Source organism: Mycoplasma sp. 888, from assembly GCF_035609225.1.
Taxonomy (GTDB): Bacteria; Bacillota_I; Bacilli_A; order Mycoplasmatales; family Metamycoplasmataceae; genus Mycoplasmopsis.
In genome coordinates, this window is sequence record NZ_CP141192.1 from 373491 (window position 1) to 393255 (window position 19765).

General features: G+C 27.6%; 17 protein-coding genes. 6 read left to right on the top strand and 11 right to left on the bottom strand.

All coding sequences use genetic code 4. The features are described 5' to 3' along the window. From U5U50_RS01770 to U5U50_RS01790, 5 genes are read right to left on the bottom strand one after another with little or no spacing between them, the layout of a single operon-like run. Window positions 1-1932 (bottom strand): ABC transporter ATP-binding protein, encoded by a 1932-nt coding sequence (locus U5U50_RS01770; RefSeq protein WP_324672210.1) that lies wholly within the window; start codon window positions 1930-1932, stop codon window positions 1-3. Beyond that, on the bottom strand, window positions 1910-3670 hold the full coding sequence (locus U5U50_RS01775; protein WP_324672212.1) for an ABC transporter ATP-binding protein: 1761 nt from the start codon (window positions 3668-3670) through the stop codon (window positions 1910-1912). Before U5U50_RS01775 ends, U5U50_RS01770 begins: the two co-directional genes overlap by 23 nt. Before the next feature lies 1 nt (window position 3671). Continuing rightward, window positions 3672-4058, bottom strand: a complete 387-nt coding sequence (locus U5U50_RS01780; protein ID WP_324672214.1) for a transcriptional regulator — start codon at window positions 4056-4058, stop codon at window positions 3672-3674. Window positions 4059-4076: 18 nt separating this feature from the next. Next, entirely contained in the window at window positions 4077-8207 is a 4131-nt protein-coding gene (locus tag U5U50_RS01785) for an AAA domain-containing protein (RefSeq protein WP_324672216.1), read from the bottom strand. A 12-nt stretch (window positions 8208-8219) separates the two neighbouring features. Beyond that, on the bottom strand, window positions 8220-8573 hold the full coding sequence (locus U5U50_RS01790; protein ID WP_324672218.1) for a PTS glucose transporter subunit IIB: 354 nt from the start codon (window positions 8571-8573) through the stop codon (window positions 8220-8222). A 211-nt stretch (window positions 8574-8784) separates the two neighbouring features. Between U5U50_RS01790 and U5U50_RS01795 the strand changes: the two genes are divergently transcribed. Together U5U50_RS01795 and U5U50_RS01800 are read left to right on the top strand one after the other, a co-directional pair. After that, window positions 8785-9633: a DegV family protein gene (locus U5U50_RS01795; RefSeq protein WP_324672220.1), complete on the top strand. Its 849-nt coding sequence runs from the start codon at window positions 8785-8787 to the stop codon at window positions 9631-9633. After that, entirely contained in the window at window positions 9626-9856 is a 231-nt protein-coding gene (locus tag U5U50_RS01800; protein ID WP_324672222.1) for a hypothetical protein, read from the top strand. The genes U5U50_RS01795 and U5U50_RS01800 overlap by 8 nt, the downstream gene beginning before the upstream one ends. Window positions 9857-9936: 80 nt before the next feature. On the opposite strand, the gene U5U50_RS01805 is transcribed toward U5U50_RS01800, so the two are convergent. The 5 genes from U5U50_RS01805 to U5U50_RS01825 form a co-directional block, all read right to left on the bottom strand. Beyond that, window positions 9937-10359 carry a hypothetical protein gene (locus tag U5U50_RS01805; RefSeq protein ID WP_324672224.1) on the bottom strand — a complete coding sequence of 141 codons (423 nt, stop codon included), beginning with the start codon at window positions 10357-10359 and terminating at the stop codon, window positions 9937-9939. 108 nt (window positions 10360-10467) lie between these two features. Next, window positions 10468-11130: a deoxyribose-phosphate aldolase gene (gene deoC, locus U5U50_RS01810; RefSeq protein WP_324672226.1), complete on the bottom strand. Its 663-nt coding sequence runs from the start codon at window positions 11128-11130 to the stop codon at window positions 10468-10470. A gap of 48 nt (window positions 11131-11178) precedes the next feature. After that, the gene (locus tag U5U50_RS01815; RefSeq protein WP_324672229.1) at window positions 11179-12474 is read right to left on the bottom strand and encodes a pyrimidine-nucleoside phosphorylase; all 1296 of its coding nucleotides are present in this window, start codon (window positions 12472-12474) and stop codon (window positions 11179-11181) included. A gap of 1 nt (window position 12475) precedes the next feature. Beyond that, entirely contained in the window at window positions 12476-13180 is a 705-nt protein-coding gene (deoD, locus tag U5U50_RS01820) for a purine-nucleoside phosphorylase (RefSeq protein ID WP_324672231.1), read from the bottom strand. A gap of 277 nt (window positions 13181-13457) precedes the next feature. After that, the gene (locus tag U5U50_RS01825; RefSeq protein WP_324672232.1) at window positions 13458-13928 is read right to left on the bottom strand and encodes an L-threonylcarbamoyladenylate synthase; all 471 of its coding nucleotides are present in this window, start codon (window positions 13926-13928) and stop codon (window positions 13458-13460) included. Window positions 13929-14026: 98 nt separating this feature from the next. Between U5U50_RS01825 and mutM the strand changes: the two genes are divergently transcribed. The 4 genes from mutM (at window position 14027) to U5U50_RS01845 (ending at window position 18713) form a co-directional block, all read left to right on the top strand. Then, window positions 14027-14890 (top strand): bifunctional DNA-formamidopyrimidine glycosylase/DNA-(apurinic or apyrimidinic site) lyase, encoded by an 864-nt coding sequence (gene mutM, locus U5U50_RS01830; RefSeq protein WP_324672234.1) that lies wholly within the window; start codon window positions 14027-14029, stop codon window positions 14888-14890. Then, window positions 14883-15419 (top strand): isochorismatase family cysteine hydrolase, encoded by a 537-nt coding sequence (locus U5U50_RS01835; protein WP_324672236.1) that lies wholly within the window; start codon window positions 14883-14885, stop codon window positions 15417-15419. Before mutM ends, U5U50_RS01835 begins: the two co-directional genes overlap by 8 nt. Beyond that, window positions 15410-15742 (top strand): Smr/MutS family protein, encoded by a 333-nt coding sequence (locus U5U50_RS01840; RefSeq protein ID WP_324672238.1) that lies wholly within the window; start codon window positions 15410-15412, stop codon window positions 15740-15742. The genes U5U50_RS01835 and U5U50_RS01840 overlap by 10 nt, the downstream gene beginning before the upstream one ends. Before the next feature lie 217 nt (window positions 15743-15959). After that, entirely contained in the window at window positions 15960-18713 is a 2754-nt protein-coding gene (locus U5U50_RS01845; RefSeq protein ID WP_324672240.1) for a cation-translocating P-type ATPase, read from the top strand. Window positions 18714-18894: 181 nt separating this feature from the next. Here the strand turns inward: U5U50_RS01845 and U5U50_RS01850 are convergent, their stop codons facing one another. Next, window positions 18895-19485: a hypothetical protein gene (locus tag U5U50_RS01850; RefSeq protein ID WP_324672242.1), complete on the bottom strand. Its 591-nt coding sequence runs from the start codon at window positions 19483-19485 to the stop codon at window positions 18895-18897. Window positions 19486-19765 lie beyond the last annotated feature (280 nt).

A 19765-nucleotide genomic window follows, 5' to 3' on the forward strand; every position in this document is an offset into this window, starting at 1 on the left:
CTATTTGTTTGAAGCATATTCTCATAGTTGAGCGTATAAATTTTCATTTTTTATAAGTTCATCGTGAGAACCTTGTTCAATGATTTGTCCATCATTTATAACAATTATTTTAGTAGCATTTTTAACTGTGCTTAATCTGTGAGCTATGATAAATGATGTTTTGTTTTGAAGCAACTTATCGGTTGCTTTTTCTATTTGAAATTCTGTATGTGTATCAATATTAGATGTTGCTTCATCTAATATTAAAACTATTGGGTTTTTATAGCTAGCTCTAGCTATAGAAATAAGTTGCTTTTGTCCTTGAGATAAATTAGAACTTGAATTAGTTAACATAGTTGAGTATTTATCATCTAGTTTTTCTATATGTTCAAATAAATTGGTTGTTTTTGAAATATCAGATAGCATTTGTTCATCATATAAATCAGAACCATATGTTATATTGTTTTGAATTGTATCTGTAAACAATCTTGTTTCTTGAAGCACATAACCAATAGATTTTCTAAGAGAATATTTATCAATATTTTCAATAGGTATATTGTCATACAATATCACTCCATCAGTTACTTCATAAAATCTAGTTATTAAGTTAACTATTGTTGTTTTTCCAGCACCAGTTGGTCCAACAAATGCAATTTTATCTCCTGAATTAGCTACAAAACTAATATCTTTTAATGTGCATTTTTCATTATTTTCATTGTATTTAAAATATACATTTTTAAATTCAATTTTCCCTTGTGCTTTTTGGTATATGATTTGATTTCCTACTTGTGTTTTTCAAACATAGAAACCATCCTTATCATTTAAATTAACTTCAGTGTATTTATCATTTTCATAAATTACTTTAACTAATTTGATAGTTCCTTGATTAATTTCACTTTTTTGAGCTAATATATCGAAAACTCTTTTTGAACCAGCTAACGCAAGCATAAATGAGCTTACTGTTTGAGTCATTGTTGAAATTGGGCCTGAGAAATTTTTAGCTGATTGAGAAAATGAAACAAGAATTCCGATTGTTAATCCTAAAGCAACTCCGTCACCTGATTGGTTTGTGATAACAACAATTGCTCCAATCATAATAACAAGAGCATAAGCAATGTTGCTTAAATTCTTAGATAAAGGTCATATGATTGAAGAAATAAATTCAGATTTAAAACTGTTTTTAGTTAGTGTGTTATTAATATCAGAGAACTTCTTAATTACATTAGCACTTTGACCATACATTTTAATAGTTTTAAGTCCTAAAATAACTTCTTCGGCGTAACCTATTATTTGACCATTATTTTTTTGTTTATTAATAAAGTACTTACTTGATTTTTTACTAATAATGTATGAACTAAGTGCTATTAGTATTGTTAAAGTAATCATTATTAAACTAAGCAATCAGTTAAGTACAAATAAAATTGTAAGTGATACAGTTAAAGTTATAAACGATTGAATAATTGTAATTATTGTTCTTGATAGAAACATTCTAAGTGTGTCTATATCTGAAGTAAATCTAGATACTAGATTTCCTTTAGATTTAGAATCAAAGTATTTAATAGGTAAAGTTTGTATATGCTCATATAAGTTCAAACGTAATTTAGTCATTGTTTTATAGGCAATAGATATCATTATTCTATTAGCTATGAAATCACAAATAATACTTGTTAAGAAAATAAGTGCAGATACACAAATAATTGTGTAAAACTTATCTTCATTAAATGGAATTGTTCCTAACAATAATTTGTCAACTATTACATATCCTAAAAATAGTTGGTTATATATATTACCCATTGCACTAAATATAATTAAAATAAAAACTAAAAGCAATCATCCTTTATTATGTTTTCATAATAAAGAAACTAACTTCTTAAATGAATCTAACTTTTCTTCTTTAGTTAGTTTTAAATTAAGATTGTGATTAGGTGATTTAAATGATTGCATCAACCTCATCTAAACCTCCTGAATTTTGTTGTGATTGGTATAGTTCATTATAGTATTTACTATGTTTAAGTAAATACTTGTGATTACCTTGAATTTGAATTTTTCCATCTTGTAACAAGATGATATTGTCACAATCTTTGATTGAACTAATCTTTTGTGCAATGATAATTTTGGTGCAATTTTCTAATTTTGACACAGCATTTTTCACGTGATTTTCTGTTTTAGAATCAAGCGCTGATGTTGAGTCATCTAAAATTAAGATTTTAGGTTGCCTAAGTAATGATTGAGCAATTGCTAATCTTTGTTTTTGACCACCAGAGAAGTTTTTCCCTCTTTGTTCTACTACGTGATCTAATTTATCTTCTAATCCATAGACGTAGTCATAAATGTTTGCTTCTGATAATGCTTGGTAAATTTGCTCATCAGTTGCATCAGGATTAGCAAGAAGCATATTTTCTCTAATAGTTCCTTTAAATAAAGTTGGATCTTGAAATACAACGCAAATCTGTTGTCTTAGATTATCTTTTTGAATCTTATTAATGTTAATCCCATCAATTAAAATAGCTCCATCTTTAACTGAATAAAATCTAGGAATTAAGTTAATGAGTGTAGTTTTTCCTGAACCAGTTTGCCCAATAATCCCAAATGAACTATTAGATGGAATTCTAAGATTAATATCTTTGAGTGCTTGATGACTTGAATTTGTATATGAAAATGAAACGTTCTTAAATTCAATATCCCCAATTACATTGTGTTTGAGTGCATCTTTTGCATCTGATATAGTAGGAACATAATTTAAAATTTCTTTAATTCTTTTTGAAGCAGGAATTGACATTAAAATTTGACTTAAAACGTTCATAATTCCCATTAGAGATACTGAAACCATTCAGATGTATGAACCAAATGCCATAATTGTACCGATTTGAATTTTTTGTCCTAAATATAATTGTGTTCCAACTATTGCAAGTGTAATAAATGAGCTATAAATTATTCCATTAATTAATAAGTTGTTAAAAGTTAAGTACTTATTAACTTTAATATTAGTATCTTTAAGTATATTAGCTAAAGACGCAACTTTGTTGTATTCTGAGATTTCAGTTACATATGATTTGATTGTTCTAATGCTGTTTAAGTTTTCTTGAATTTTTTGATTATATAAATCATATTGTTTATACATTAATTTGAATTTAGGAAAACTAATAAATCAGATTAAAACAAAGAAACTACATAATATTGGTAATGTTACTAAGAATATAGATGATAAAGTTAATGATAGTTTAATTGACATTGTAAGTGATAATAAAAATATAATAGGTAGCCTAATAAAAGTTCTGATTATGAACCCAAATGATATTTGAACATTATTCACATCTATATTAAGTCTATTTAAGATAGAACCATTTGTAAAATGGTCAATATCTTCAAATGAAAATTCATTAACTTGTTTAATTATTGCGTTTCTAATGTTTTGAGCATATCTAGTGGATGCAATATTTGAAAAATATGTACCTAATATACCTGTTAGAAGCGCAATAATAGCAAAAGCTATTAGAATAGCTCCTTTTTGTAGTACAAAATTAATATCAGCAGTATTATTTTGCAATGCATTAATTACATCTTTTGAAACATCAGGTAAAAATACCTGCATTAAAACTTCTACTAAAATTGTAAAAATAGACAAAAGACAATATATTCGAATGCCTTTTGTCAATTTTCAGAAAGTAATTCTTGGAATTGGTTTTTGCATATTATTTTTTGTTTACGCTTGAAACATATTTTAAGTTGTGATTGTGTTCTCCAACTTCCATTACGTGTCCATCTGCAAAACATTTGCAAGCCATTTTGTTAAGTAAAGCAGGATCTGAGTGTTCCATAATTTCTTCAACTAAGTAACCATATTGTTTTTTAAATTCATTTGTTACGTAGTATTTTGAGTTTTTACCTTGTTTTGTTCTAGCTACCACTTTATCTCTTCTTAAATCACCTAAGTGTTTTGAAACATTAGCTTGTTTTTCCTTTAAAAGGTCAACTAAATCTAAAACGTCACATTCTTTTTCGTGGCAAGTAAATAAGTGAATAATTAAATTTCTTTTAACATCCTTAGACATAAATGTTAAAAATTTTTCGATTGTCATGATAAGTTCTCCTATCTATTAAAAGTCATCATATTGTCCATCATAAATTCATTCTTCTGTTTTATCTTGTATCGTTGGACGGATTATATAAGATTTTTTCTTATTTAACACTTCTTCGGCTTGTTCAACTTTATCAAGTGTCATTTGCTCTTCTTTTATAACGGCTCTTGGGTTAAATGATTCATAATTTAATACAAAATTATCATCATCTTCATCACTATAATCTAGGTCATCTACTTGTAATTTTTGTAAATCTGTAGAAGTTTGTTGTTCTTCAGTATTGTCTGCAACAAATTCTTGTGTTATTTGTTCTTCTATATTTTCTGGTTTGATTTGGAAAATGTCATCAAATGATGAATCAATTTCACCTTGATTAATGAACGCTTCTTTTGTTGTTTGTTCTTCTTTGATTACTGTTTCTTCTACAACAACAAGTTCTTCATTAATTTCTTCATTTTGTATATCTTCTATTATTTGTTTAGTTTCAATATTATCATTTGAAGCTTCATTGCCTTCAAATGTTCAGATTTCTTCATAAACATTTGAATCATTTTGATTTTCTGTTTTATTATCGTTTTCTGAGTTTGATTCATCAACTAATTCATCTTCTGAATCAATTTCTTCTTCAAATGTGTCTTTGATTTCTTCATGTTCATTTTGTTCTTCAATTTTTTCTGAAGTTTTGGTTTTCATAACTTCTTTTACTTCATCTTCATTAGATGAATCAAAGTCAAAGATTTGTTTCTTTAAAATAGTTTCTGTTATAGGTTCAGCTTTTTCTTCTGAGTGAATTACAACTTGATCTGCAGGTTGTTCTTCACCTTTGCTTATTTGTTCGTCATTAATATTTAAATCAACTTCATTTGCTTCTTCAGCAATTGGTTCAATTGTGATTTGCGCAGTTAAAATTTGATTTTGTGCTTGTGGTTCTTTAACAATTTCGTGTTCTACAGTTTTGTTAATTGTGTAAGTATTTGTTACTTGGCCTTTTGAAGTTGATTTAAACTCTTTTGTTTTTTCAGGTGTAAATCAACTATCGATTTGATTTTGAATTCAAATTCAGTTAATAGGTGTAACAACTTCCACATCATATGATTTAGATTTTAAGAATTTAACAGCATCATATAAAGACACGAAATTTTCTTTTGAATTTGCATAGTACATTGTGTCAAATGAAATACATTTGAATGGTATTTTGTTGTATGTAACTACAATGTCTATATCTAATGAACCGACTATGTGATCTTTGAACACTTCAAAGTTTGGATCATATGCAATTGCACTTTTAATTCTATTAAATACTAAGTTTTTAAATCAGTCGTCCTTAAGTTTAGTATTTGAAATTGAATAATGGTTTTGATCAAATGATTCTTTGATTTCAATTCTTCTTTGTTCTGATTCTTTTTCTAAGAATTGAAGTCAAGATTTGAATACTCTAATATCATCAGATATTTCAGGTGTTAAAATTATATCTTCAGACTTGATTGTCTTAATGATAATCATTTTTTCTTTAGCACGTGAAATCGCAACGTTAAGAGCATTTTTACCACCCGGACGTGAAACGTATGTAGATGATAATTTTGTGTTCTTATCGTAAGCAATCGTTGCAATGACTAAGTCAGCTTCATCCCCTTGGATGTTTTCAATGTTTCTGATTAAAAGTTTTTTGCTGTGAATTGCTTTTTCAAGTAATGGATATTGATTGTAAATCAATTCTGTTATGTAATTACTTTGTTTAACGTTAAATGATAAAAGAATTATTTTCTTATGTTTATCTATATTTTCTATTACTTTGTCTATAGCTAATTTAGCTTCAACGATATTTTTGTTTTGGTCTCAAGAACCATCTACTTGGTAAACTTCAATTGGTTCATTATTTCAAGCATTGGCAGAATCTAAAACGTTAAGTTTACTTTGGTAGAAGGTTTTTGATGAGAATCCCATAAGTTCAGCGTGATTTGAACGGTAATTCTTATCAAGCATAACATTATGAACTCCTAGTGAAAGTGCATAATCTAGAACTGATTCAACTTTACCAAAAATCGAATCATCTGTAATACGTTGCACGAATCAAGAAGTCGGTTTCATTTGCTCTGTGTCACCAGCAAAGATTTTTAATTTTGCTAAATAAAGAATAGGAATGGCATTTTCAATGAAAATCTGACTTGATTCATCAAGGATTGCATAATCAAATTCTTCTTTAGATCAACCTGATAAATCTGTATTAGGTGTAGCAACTACAATTGGGAATAATTGTTTAATCATTCTAGTGAATTTTTTAACAAATCTGTAAGGTTCTAAGTTTTGAATTCTTACTGATTGAGAAAATTCTCTATATTCTTTTTTAAGTTTTTCGTCAAATTTATTAATTCTAGCCACTATTAAGTGAGCTACAAAGTTTCTGACTTCTTCTATACTCATTCTTTGTGGTCTAGGTTGAATGTTTTTGTAAGCTGTAATTAAATTATTAAGTTTTTTAAATGGACTGTGTTCTGAATTAATGTGCTCAAATCCAATTGTGTTTACAAATTTCATTAAATCATTTAATGAACCATTGAATGTAGGTAATTTTTCGTCAATTAAGTTACCTAATTCTTTTAGTCTTCTATATTCTTTTACAAAAGGTAAATATTTATATTTACTTAATTTAAGTAATTCTTTAGCTGTTTGGTGGTTTGTTGGTTCAATTGGATATTTAACATCTTTTGGAAGTGATAATAGAAACTCTATGTCTGTTAAATAATCGAAATCTTGCTTTTGTGATGCAAAGTAGTAGTAAGTTAACAAAACATCTTTTGCAAGTGAATCATTTAGATATTCAGAAGCAGCATCTATAAAGTTAATTTCGTTTTCTGAAATAACATTCAAAGGATGGAATCCATTTGTTCCACTAAAGTTTTCAAGCATATCTAAGTATTTTTTAATAGGTTCATAGAATGATTTTCTGTTTGTATTCTTTGTATTTAATATAAATAAGCAGAATACAGATAAATCATCTAATCTATTTTTAATAACTTCAAGTGCAGCTCTCTTTTGTGAAGCAACAATTGCTGTTTTCTTTCTTACTAAGATGTTAGCTAATATATTAACTATTGTTTGAGATTTACCTGTACCAGGTGGACCTCAAATAACAGTGTTTTGAAGCATTGAACTTACGATAGCTTTATCTTGAGATAAGTTTGAATCTGTTATCTTGATTAATCCTGTGTTATCTCTATATGTATTATGCTCAACTGTAGTTTTGTAAATGTTTTTATTAAACTCAACTTTGATGATGTTATCAATTTCATCTTTTTGAGCAATCTCTTTCATTCTGTTTCTAGCATACCCACCTCAAGGTTGGTAAATTCCTAAAACAGCACCTGGATGGAATTTAATGTTTTCATTAGTAATTTCTTCCTCAAGATTTGAGATTTTCTCAAAAGGCTTTTTAAGCAAAACTGGTAAATCAAATAAATCGTTTCAATCTTCTTGTAACTTATTAATTAAAGTAGAAATCTTGTAGTCATTAAATTTTGCGTCAATAGAAATCTTGAAATCATTATTATTTAAGAAGAATACAAGTTTTTCATTAACTTTAATATCTCCGTCTGATTTAATAATTGGTTTACCATTTACAAAATCAATTGAAGCTTGTTTTAAGAATAAAGGAGCATAAATGAATTTATCATCTTTCTTAAGTGAAATAAATAGGAAACCAATATATAAAGGTCAAATATTTGTTTCATCAAGAATGTTTGTTACTTTGTCATCTAACAATTTTCATTGTGTAATTGACTTTTGTAACATCAACTGTAAGTCATTTAAAATCTTGTTCTTGTAGTATTCTCAATCTTGTTGTATGTTTTCTAAATTAACTTTAATTTTTAAATGATGCAATACATCAAGTTTGCTTTCTAAATATAAGACTAAGTTATCAGGCCCTGATATATTAGAAATCTTTTCAATTAAAGTAATTACATTATTGTCTAGCGCACTTATTCGAAATGTTTCATTGTTATAAAACGTATCTCAGTTTTTATCTCCTATAAGTGAATACAAGTCATAAAAATATTTATTTTGTATTTTAGTAAATATAGAAGAGTCAGTCTGTGAAACATCTAATAAGTTATCTAAAATAACCTTATATTTGTTTTGTTCTTTACTCATTTTGTAACCTCATTATTTTACTTGTTGTTCTAATTGTCTAAATGATTCATTAGCATACTCACCAAGTGTTATAGATACTTTAGAACTAGATAATAAAATTCCACTTACACCTTTTAATTCTTTTAAAGCTTCTGTATTGACTTTGTTGTTTATTTTAACTGTTATAACTAGTCTACTTATTTTAACTTCAAAGTTATCAATATTTTCTTTAGTACCTAGAGCACTAACTAATTGTTCAACTTTGAAAGGAAGCTTGTTACTTTGGTAAATAGTATTCTTAGCTTTCTTTTCTTTGTTTCATTTAATTCATATGAAACCTAATGTAATAATAGTTAGAAAAATGATTTTTGTTATTTGTTTAGTCATAGTAATAATTATATTAAAATATAATTATTATTAAATATTTTTTATATCATATATAAATATATAAATGTGTGAAAATACTTTTAGCATAGTGCACAAGGCATTTTAGTCAAAAAATAAAACTAAATTATTACTAAAAATGTATATATTTTTATATATACATTTTATGTATATATAAGAATTTTTTACAATAAATTGCTATATAATTTAATTTATGAAAAAAATAGGTATTATCATTGATTCCTTTTCAGGAATCTCAAAAACCGAAGCAGAAAATCACGGATTTTATTATTTACCATTACAGATAGAAATTGATAAAAAAGTTTATCAAGATGGTATAGTAGACCCTCTTGAAGTTTTAGAGAAGCTTGCTACTGCAACTGATATTAAATCTTCATCACCAAAATTAGATATGCTACAAAGCACAGTTAAAAAAGCTGCTGAGGAAAACCAAGAAGTTATTTATTTAGGCATCTCATCTAAATTATCTTCTACACCAAATCACGTTGCAGCTATGTCTAATGAATATAAAAACATTCACGTAGTTGATAATCATTTTTCAGGTATTCAATTATTATATGCAGCTAAATATGCTAAAAAACTAAGTGAACAAGGCTTAGAAGTTCAATCTATTATTGATCGTCTTGCTAAACTAAATGAAAAATCACACACATTCTTACTCCCTATGAACTTAAAATATTTAATTTCAGGCGGTAGATTATCATCAGTTAAAAAGTTTATCGCTTCAAAAGTAAGCATTTATCCTGTCCTTTCATATGATAAAAATGACGCAGTTTCATTTGTTTCATTCAAATTAACTTCATCAAGCGCTATTAAAAAACTATTTGAAAAAGTAATGGAAGTAGTTGATAAACCAGAAGATTACGTTTTCACTTGAATGCATGGTATAGATGAAAAAGTTAATAAATTGGTTCAAGAACAAGCTCAAAAACACTCAATTAAACTTGTTAATGAGCAACTTACTTCAAGTGTTATTTCAGTTCACACAGGTCCTGAAGCTTTTGCTATTATGATAACTCCAAAAGAAGGTTACGATGCCTAGACAAAAGAAAAATGCTAAAAAACAAGGTTACTCAACAATCAGATCAGTGAAAAAATATACTCAATTAGTTGATTTAGTAATCGAAGAGAATGTTAAGGATGAAACGTCTGTTAAAAGATATAAGAAAAACAGACTAGCATATATACTAGCTATTTTCTCTTTAGTTCTATTAATTGCATTAGTAGCTGTCTTAATTACAGCTATTGCACTTAAATGAATATAATTACATAATTAAAAATATCTTAACATAGTTGTTAAGATGTTTTTTTAATCTGATTTTAGTGTTTTTTGTGTTTAACTTTACTAAATTTGATTATTTAATCGATTTATTTGAATTACTTTTACATTTCTTAGATTGTTCATAACCTTATCGTGAATGATTTGTAGAATTTCTAATTCATTAAACTCACTAATTTTCCTATATAGTACTTCGTGATTAATGTTGTATGAATTCTTAAATAAGATATCTTCTTTAATTTTAAATATTGTGTTTACATTAAGTTCATAATCAGTTAACCCATCTTCAGTATATAAAAGTACACCCATATCAGTTTCTAATTTGAATTTCTTGTGTTTAACCTCACAGAATAAGTATTCATTACCCACTTTTAAGATTGGCATAATTAATTTATCAGTCATTTTTGATTTTTTAAATAAGAAGTTGAATAAATCATCACTGATTTCGTGAACTTCAAATAAATCTATAAGTTTTTCTTTATTTTTCATTTTGTACCTCACTTATTTAGTAAATTTAGTCAAATTTGAACTTAAATTGAATAAAGCGCATTAAAAAATCACCATCTTATGATAGTGATCTAATAATTATTTAAAGGATTAGTATCCTTCTTTAGAAGTTTTTCCTTCAACAATAGCGATTGAACGACTTGTTCCAAATCTTGTAGCACCAGCTTCATACATTGTGATTAAATCGTCAATGTTTGCAATTCCACCAGCTGCTTTGATAAGTAATTTATCTCCACAAACGCTTTTCATAATTTTAACATCTTCCAATGATGCACCACGGAAACTTGTTCCTGTTGAAGTTTTGATGAATTCAGCACCTGATTTCATAACGATTTCAGTTGCTTTTCTGATTTCTTCTTCTGATAATAAAGCTGTTTCGATGATAACTTTAAGAACTTTATCTCCACAAGCTTCTTTAACTTTTTTGATGTCGTTAAGAACGTATTCGTAGTCTCCTTGTTTGAAACGTCCGATAGCCATAACCATATCAATTTCTGTAGCATCGTGTTCGATAGCTAATTTTGCTTCGTGTGCTTTAACTGCTGTAATGTTAGCTCCTAAAGGGAAACCAACAACTACAGTAACACCAATTCCTGTTCCTGCTAATCTTTCAGCTGCGTATTTTGCTCATCCTGAGTTAACACAAACTGTAGCAAAGTCATATTTAATAGCTTCATTGATTAATTTATCAATGTCTTTTTTTTGTGCTTCAGCTTTTAATAAAGTATGATCGATTAATTTGTTGTAATTCATTTTATCCTTTGTTTAAATTTCACTATTTAAATTAAGTGTTTAATGTAATTATTGTAATTTAGCAATAATAATTTTATTTTCAACTTTTTCTTTGTTGAATTTGTATCCTTGTTTAAGTTCGTTAACTAATTCAACATCGATTGGGTTTGATGAATATAATGTGAACAATACATCACCTTTTTTAACTTCTTCATTTGTTTTCTTATTCAATGTAATTCCAGCTTCGTTGTCAATGCTGTCTTCTTTTGTTTTTCTTCCTGCACCTAATTTCATTGAAACAATACCAAATATTAAAGCGTCAAAGATTTCTAAGTATCCTTCATCTTCTGAAATAACTTCTAATTTGTATTTAGGATTTCAGAATGTAGGTGATTTAAGAGCTTCTACATCACCGTGTTGCACTTTTACAAATTCATAGAATTTTTCAAGAGCCTTTCCATTTTTGATAACTTCATCAACCATTTTAAGTGCTTCGTCGTGTGATTTAGCAATTTTAGCTTGTTCTAAAATTGTTGCACAAGATGAGTAAACTAATTTGTTGAAATCTTCAGGTCCTTTTCCTTCAAGAGTTCTAATAGCTTCAAGAACTTCGTTTTTGTTACCGATTTCACGACCGATTGGTCTTGACATATTTGTAATTTCAGCTCTTGTGTCTACATTAAGTTCTTTACCAATGCTAATCATTGTTTCAGCTAATGCAATAGCGCTTTTTTCATTTTTCATAAAAGCACCATTTCCACATTTAACATCAAGTAAGATAGCATTTGAACCTGTTGCTAATTTTTTAGACATAATAGATGAAGCAATAAGTGGAATAGATTCAACTGTTGCTGTAACATCTCTTAATGCATATAATTTTTTGTCAGCTGGAACAAGTGATGCAGATTGTCCAATAACTGCAATACCGTGTTCTTTAACTTGTTCGATAAATTCTTTTTCTGATAATTCAACTGTAAAACCAGGAATTGTTTCTAATTTATCGATAGTTCCACCTGTGTGTCCAAGTCCTCTACCACTCATTTTAGCAACTGGAGCTCCTAAAGCAGCAACAATTGGTCCTACTGCTAAAGTTGTTTTATCTCCAATTCCACCTGTTGAGTGTTTATCAACTTTAATACCAGGAATAGCTGATAAGTTCATAACTTCACCAGAATGCATCATATATTTAGTCATTGTTGCAATTTCTCTTGAGTTCATTCCATTGAACATAACTGCCATTAAGAATGCACTCATTTGGTAATCTGGTGTTTCACCTCTAACATATGAATTAATTAAAAATTCAATTTCTTCATTTGTTAGTTCGTGGTTTAAACGTTTTTTCTCAATAATATCTACTACACGCATATTATTTTGCTAATTCTAAAGCAATCTCCATCATTTTTGTAAATGCTGTTTGACGTTCTTCAGATGATGTTTCTTCGTGTGTAATCAAGTTATCTGAAATTGTTAATAAACAAGCAGCTTCTTTTCCTGTAGCTTCAGCATTTGTGAATAATGCAAATGATTCCATTTCAACACAAACTGATTGTGTTTCTTCAATTCTTTGTTCAAGTGGAACAACTGAGTAGAATACGTCTGATGAGTGTACTCTTCCTTCTGTAATTTTTGTTCCTTGTGAAGCAGCAATGGCTTTAATTTCTTCGTTTAATTTTGCTGAAGGTAATGAAATGTTTCCTTCTTTTCCTAAAGCAATTCTTCTAAATGCATCAGCGTCAGCAAAAGCTTCTGATGCTAAAACAACTTCGTAAAGTCCTAAGTCAGCTTTGTATGATCCAGCTGAACCAATTCTAATAATTCTATCTACATCATAAAATTTAAATAATTCGTATGAGTAAATTCCGATTGAAGGACATCCCATTCCACTAGCTGCTACAGTGATTGGTCTTCCTTTGTATGTACCTGTGTACATAAACATATTTCTAACTGTATTAACTAATTTGTACCCTTTATCTAAGTATGTTTCAGCAATAAATTTTGCTCTTAATGGGTCACCTGGCATAATAACTGTTTTAGCTATTTCGCCTTTTTTAGCGTGAATGTGTGGTGTCATTTTTTCCTCCTAAATTTAATAATTTAAAACATCAAAATATAAGTATGATGTGGACTATTTTTAGTCAAAAATATTTTAACACTTAAAACAAAAAGTTAAAAAAATTATTAATAATATATTATTAATAAAGAAAATAAAAAAGTTAGTCAAGCAGACTAACTGAAATATTCATAAAATAATTTCATATATAAATTCATTTAATGGAAGCGGTTATTATAAAATAGAACTCAAAACAAAACTTTGACAAAAGTTACATTTTTGAGTTTTTATAGACATTTTAACGTCTGATAGTTTCTCTAGTATCTAAATTATAAATTGTACTTGGTCTTCCTGTTCCTTCACAGAAGTCAATGACATTTTGGATCATTGGGAATTGTGCTTTAGCTTCTTCTAAAGTTTTCGTAGCTGGTTGTCCTGAAAGATTAGCACTTGTTAAATACATTGGACCATTTTTGATTAAAAACTCTTGAAATGCTTTGCAAGCTGGCATTCTGAAACCTTGATCATTTACAATAATTGTATTTGCTCCAGGCCATTTGTGAATAGCAAATGCATTTGCTTCTTCATTTCATTGTGCAAACCCATGAGCTTGTTCTAATGATCCTACAACAATTACCATCTTTTTATCTAATGGTCTTTGTTTAAGTTCATAAAGTGTTTCTAATATTTCAGAAGAAACAAAACCACCAAGTCCAGGTAAAGTATCTGTAGATACTAGGAAAATATCTTTATATTTTGATCTTTCCATATTTTAATTTTACTCTTATAGAGTAAAATATATATACTAAATTAAATTTTTTTCAAATTTATTTAAAAAACTTTTAACCCTAAAAAATGGAGGTAAAAATGCCAGAATATCCTGAAGTGACTATAATCACAGAACAATTAAATAAAAAAATTTTAAACAAAACTATCAAAAACGTACAAATTAATGTTTCTAAAATCATTAAAAATGTACCTTTAGATGATTTTGTAAAATCAGTTACTAATAAGAAAATCATCCAAATTCAAAACTATGGTAAATTCATCACAATTTATTTAGATGATAATTCTAAAATGGTTATCCATTTAAGAATGTCAGGAATGTTTTATGTTGTTGAACAACAACATTTAGATGACTTAAAGAAAATTGTAAATCATATAATTGTTGAATTTTATTTATCTGAAAACTTATGTTTTGTTTTTGTTGATCCAAGAATGTTTGGATCAATTGAATACTTTGCAAACACTGATAAAAGAAGTGTTTATGAAATTAAAAAGTTAGCTAAGTTACCCAAAGATGTAGATATTGATACTTTATATGAAAAACTACAAAGAAAAAGCATTTCAATTAAAGCTGCATTATTAGATCAACAACTTGTTTTAGGTATTGGTAATATTTATGCAGATGAATCTTTATTTGCATCTAAAATTTACCCAATGATTAAATGCAACAAAGTAACTAAAGAACAACTTAAAGAACTTTTAAAAAATGCACAAATCATTATGGACGACAGCATCAAAGCAGGTGGCAGCACAGTTCATACTTATGCATCAGTTAATGGTGTAGTTGGACATTATCAAAACTATTTAAGAGTTTATAGTAGATCTAATAAACGTTGCTTAGTATGTAAAGAAGGAATTGTTCAAAAAGTTAAATTAGACTTTAAACCAAATGGGAGAGGAACATCATTCTGTCCTGTTTGTCAAAAAGAACAACAAGATGAATAAAAAAAGTTTATTAATAGTAATAGATATGCTTAACGGTTTTGCTAAAGAAGGAAAATTATCTTCAAGTAGAATAAATAACATTATTCCTACTATAGAAGATATGTTGCAAAACTATGAGCATAATATTTTCATATGCGATCATCATTCTGAAGATGATTTGGAAATGAAAACTTATCCAATTCACTGTTTAGCAAATGATAAAGAATCACAAATAGTTCCTGAATTACAAGAATATGTTCAAAAAGTTTATTATAAAAATACTACAAATGGGTTTTACGATATTCCAATGAACTTATGAGATCAATATGATGAATTTGTGCTTGTAGGTTGCTGCACAGATATTTGTGTTATGCAACTTGCTTTAAGTTTAAAAATTTACTTGAACAAAATAAATTCAGATAAAAAAGTCATAGTTTATTCAAATGCAACTGATACATATGATGCTCCTGAACATAATGGAGATAAATTCCATAACTTTGCCTTTGACATAATGAAAAACGCAGGAATTAAAATTAGAGTATGAGAGTAGTTGATTTACACGGTTTATTAGCTGAAGAAGCTCTAATTGTAATTACAAACAATTTATTTGATTATAAAACTGGTAAAGTTGACCAAATTATATTCATCACAGGTAAAGGTACTGGCATTTTAAAAACTACATTAGAAAACTACTTACATTCTAATAATATTAGATACTCTATTTTTAATGACAATGGAGCTTATTTAATAAATAGATTCAATGATCCTTATTCTACATATGACTACGATTCATATGAAGATGATGAAGAATTTTCAATGTCACCATTAGATGTAGATAATTTATTTAATAACTTCAAGAACAAAGAAGAATAAGAATAAATTGCTTTAAATTTAGATTTATCAGGATTACCAAAATCTAAATAAAGCAAGAAAATACCTTTAATAAGACCACTAGTCAAAGACTTTTAAGTCTATGTGCTAGTGGTTTTTGTACTTTGTAGCTTCAAAATATTAAATTTAGCAAATCAAAAACAAAAGGTATAATTATTTAACTTATTTATAAGTTAAATTACATAAGAAAGGAGAAAAAATGAAAAACTTAACACAAACTGATTTAAAACTTGGTTTAAGTTCCGAGGAAGCAGTTAAAAGAAATCAACAATTTGGTTTAAACACAATTGAAACTAAAAAGAAAAATAACATCTTTTTAATTTTCTTAAATCAATTTAAAGATTTTATGATCATCATTCTTTTAATTGCTGCTGCATTTAGTTTTGGTGTTACTATTTGAGAACACATTGATGGTAGATTAAAAACAACTAGTGAAATCGTTGTTTCATATATTGAACCATTCATCATTTTAATAGTTGTAGCACTTAACTCTATGCTTGGAACTTATCAGGAAATCAAGAGTAATCAAGCTGTAGCTGCATTAGCTAAATCTAATGAGCTTATGACTAAAGTTATAAGAGATGGAAAAACAGTTGTTATTCCATCATCACAAGTTACAATTGGTGATTTAATTGTGGTTGAAGCTGGAGATTACATCTCTGCTGATGCTGAATTAGTTGAATCTTACTCACTTAGCGTAGTTGAATCATCATTAACTGGTGAATCACTTGCTGTGGATAAAAAAGTTGGAACTATTGAAAACATTGAATCTTTATCATTGGGCGACAGATACAATCAAATTTACTCAAGTACATACGTTGTAAATGGTAGAGCAATTGCGCTTGTAAAAGCAATTGGTGCTAACACAGAAATCGGAAAGATCAATTCATCTATACAAGAACAAGAAGTTCAACTTTCTCCATTACAAATTAAATTAAACAAATTAAGTAAAATCTTCGGAATTTCTGGTGTTGTGTTATTGTTCTTAACAACAATCTTACAAATTGTTTTAACAAACACAATTTCAAACACTTGAAATCAACCTCAAGTGTACTCAAACGCTGTTGTTATTGGTATTTCGCTTGCAGTAGCTGCAATTCCTGAAGGGTTGATTACTTTCACAACAGTTCTTTTAGCAATCGGTGTTTCAAGAATGACAAAACAAAATGCAATTATCAAAGCATTCCCTGTTGTTGAAACATTAGGTTCTACGTCAATTATTTGTTCAGATAAAACAGGAACATTAACTGAAAACAAAATGACAGTTGTTAAATTCTTTGAAGCAGCTGATCTAAATAATAAAAACTTATCTAAATCACAAACATTAGCATCATTTGTTGCTTGTTGTGATGCTGAAGTTACAAAACTTGAAAATGGTTACAACGAAGTTGGAGACCCTACTGAAACAGCTATCTTAAGATTTGGAATTGAAAATAACAATTCAAAAGACAGTTTTTATTCTAGATACAAAAAGATTTCTTCACTTCCATTTGATAGTGACAGAAAAACAATGTCAGTATTAATCGAAACACCTGAAGGTGGTAGAGTAATGATTACAAAAGGTGCTCCTGATGTAATCTTAGCTAAATCAAAAAACAAAGCTGATGAATATTCACACATCAACGAACAATGATCAAACGATTCAATCAGAGTTATTGCTGTTGGATACAAAAAAATGAAACCTGATACATCTTCAATTAATATTGAAGATGAAAACGATTTAGTATTCTTAGGATTAATCGGAATGATTGATCCACCTAGAGCTTCAGTTAAAGCTTCAATAGAAGAAGCTACTGCAGCTGGAATTAAAACAGTTATGATTACAGGTGATCACTTAACAACTGCTATTTCAATTGCAAAAAGCTTATCAATTTTCAAAGATGGAGATATTGCAATTGATGGAAAACAATTAGCAGAAATGAGTGATGAACAATTATTAGAACAAGTTAAAAACATTTCTGTATATGCTCGTGTAAATCCATCTGATAAATTACGTATTGTTAAAGCTTGACAAGCACACGATCAAGTTGTTGCTATGACAGGAGACGGTGTTAATGATGCTCCTGCTCTTAAAGCAGCCGACGTTGGTTGTGCAATGGGAATTACAGGAACAGATGTTTCTAAACAAGCTGCTGATGTTATTTTAACTGATGACAATTTTAACACCATTGTGCGCGCTGTAAAAAGTGGTAGAGAAACATTTGACAGAATTAAAACAGTTATCTTAAACTTACTTATTTCTTCATTAACAGAAATTATTGTTATGTTATTTGGTTTATTCATCTTTAGATTTATCTTTAAAGATGCAATTAATACAGCTGAATTTATTGTTCTTACAGCTGCACAATTATTATGAATTAACCTTCTTACACACGGATTTCCTGCTATTGCACTTGGAATGGTACCAAATGAAGAAGATGTTATGAAACGCAAACCATTTAACAAAAATGATAGTGTATTTTCGAATGGAATGGGTATTAGCTTAATTATCCAAAGTTCAATTTTAGGATTAGTATCATTACTTTCATACTTATTTGTTGGTTTATATGCTGAATCACAAGGGATTAAAGGAGAATGATTTGTAAAGCTTACATCAACTGCTACATTTATTACATTAGGTATTGGTTCAAGTATTAACTCACTTAACTTGATGTCTTCAAAAAGCATTTTTAAAACAAATATTAAAAAATATTATTTAGTTTACTTAGCTTCAACATTTAGTTTTATTTGTGTTGTTGTATCAGCATATGTCCCAGGATTAGCTTCAGTATTGAAAAATGTTGATATTCTTGAATTTGTAAGTGATACCCAATGATCATATTCAGTTGTTTATTGATTAGTTCCATTGTTACTTGGATTTGTCCTTACAATTTCATTTGAATTATTTAAACTGATAAAATACTATTTACCCTTAAAAAAACAAAATAAAGTTAAATTAATAAGCAAAAACTAATAAATATTTAAACAGTCCAATAAACTAGGACAAGAAAAGTAGATAGTTTTTATTTTCTGTCTACTTTTTTTGTTCTAGTTTATTTATTAGTTTTTTATTATTTTTTGATATTTAATTTAGATGTATAAAAAACATATCTTTTAACAGATATGTTTTATTTTTATGTTGTTCTGGCTTCATATTAAACTTTGCTATTATTTAAATCATACATTAAAGAATCGTACACTCCTTTATTAATATCTTCTAAAAATCACATATAAATATCAAATACATAACTTTTAGCTAAATTATTAATATCTGGATACAACTTATAATATTCTCCATCATCATTTTTTTCTTGTAGTTGTTTGTTTTGTTTAAAGAATTCTGCTTTCTCAACAAAATATTTACTATCCTTTGCGTAAAAGTCATTTAATAACAAAAACTTATCTACGTTAGAAAAGTCTTTGTCTATACTTTCACTATGCTTGTATGCAATTTCTTTATAAAATCATACATTACTTTCTTCATCAAACAAACTATCAACCTTGTATTTATTTAAACAACCTTGACTGTCAGGAATAAAGAATTCTTTATTATTAATCTCACTTTTAATTTCTTTTAAATAATCTTGGTAAATTTCCCTAAATTTTCTATCTCACTTGGAAAGTTTTAATGACGAAAATGGAACATAATAATACTTATTTTTAAACCTTTTAAACTCTTCTTCGTTGTTTAAATATTTATCTATAATAGCATTAATATTTTCAAGTTTGTATTTTTTATCACTCATTTTATTATCTCCTTTTAAATATTATTAAAAAACAACATAAATATAACTAATAATATTATTAATTTTAATTTAATAAAAAAAATAAAATCTCCAAAGAAAAGGAGATTTTTAAGATTTCCTAAACTAGGATAAGTCTTATAGAAAATTTACAAAATACTCAAAGCATCTCAATATTGTTGAGGTGTTTTTCAATTTAACACAGATTGAAATCTTTTATTGTTATATCATTCAATGTAATCTTATCAAATGATATTGTTTTTGAGTTTATCAAAGGAAATTG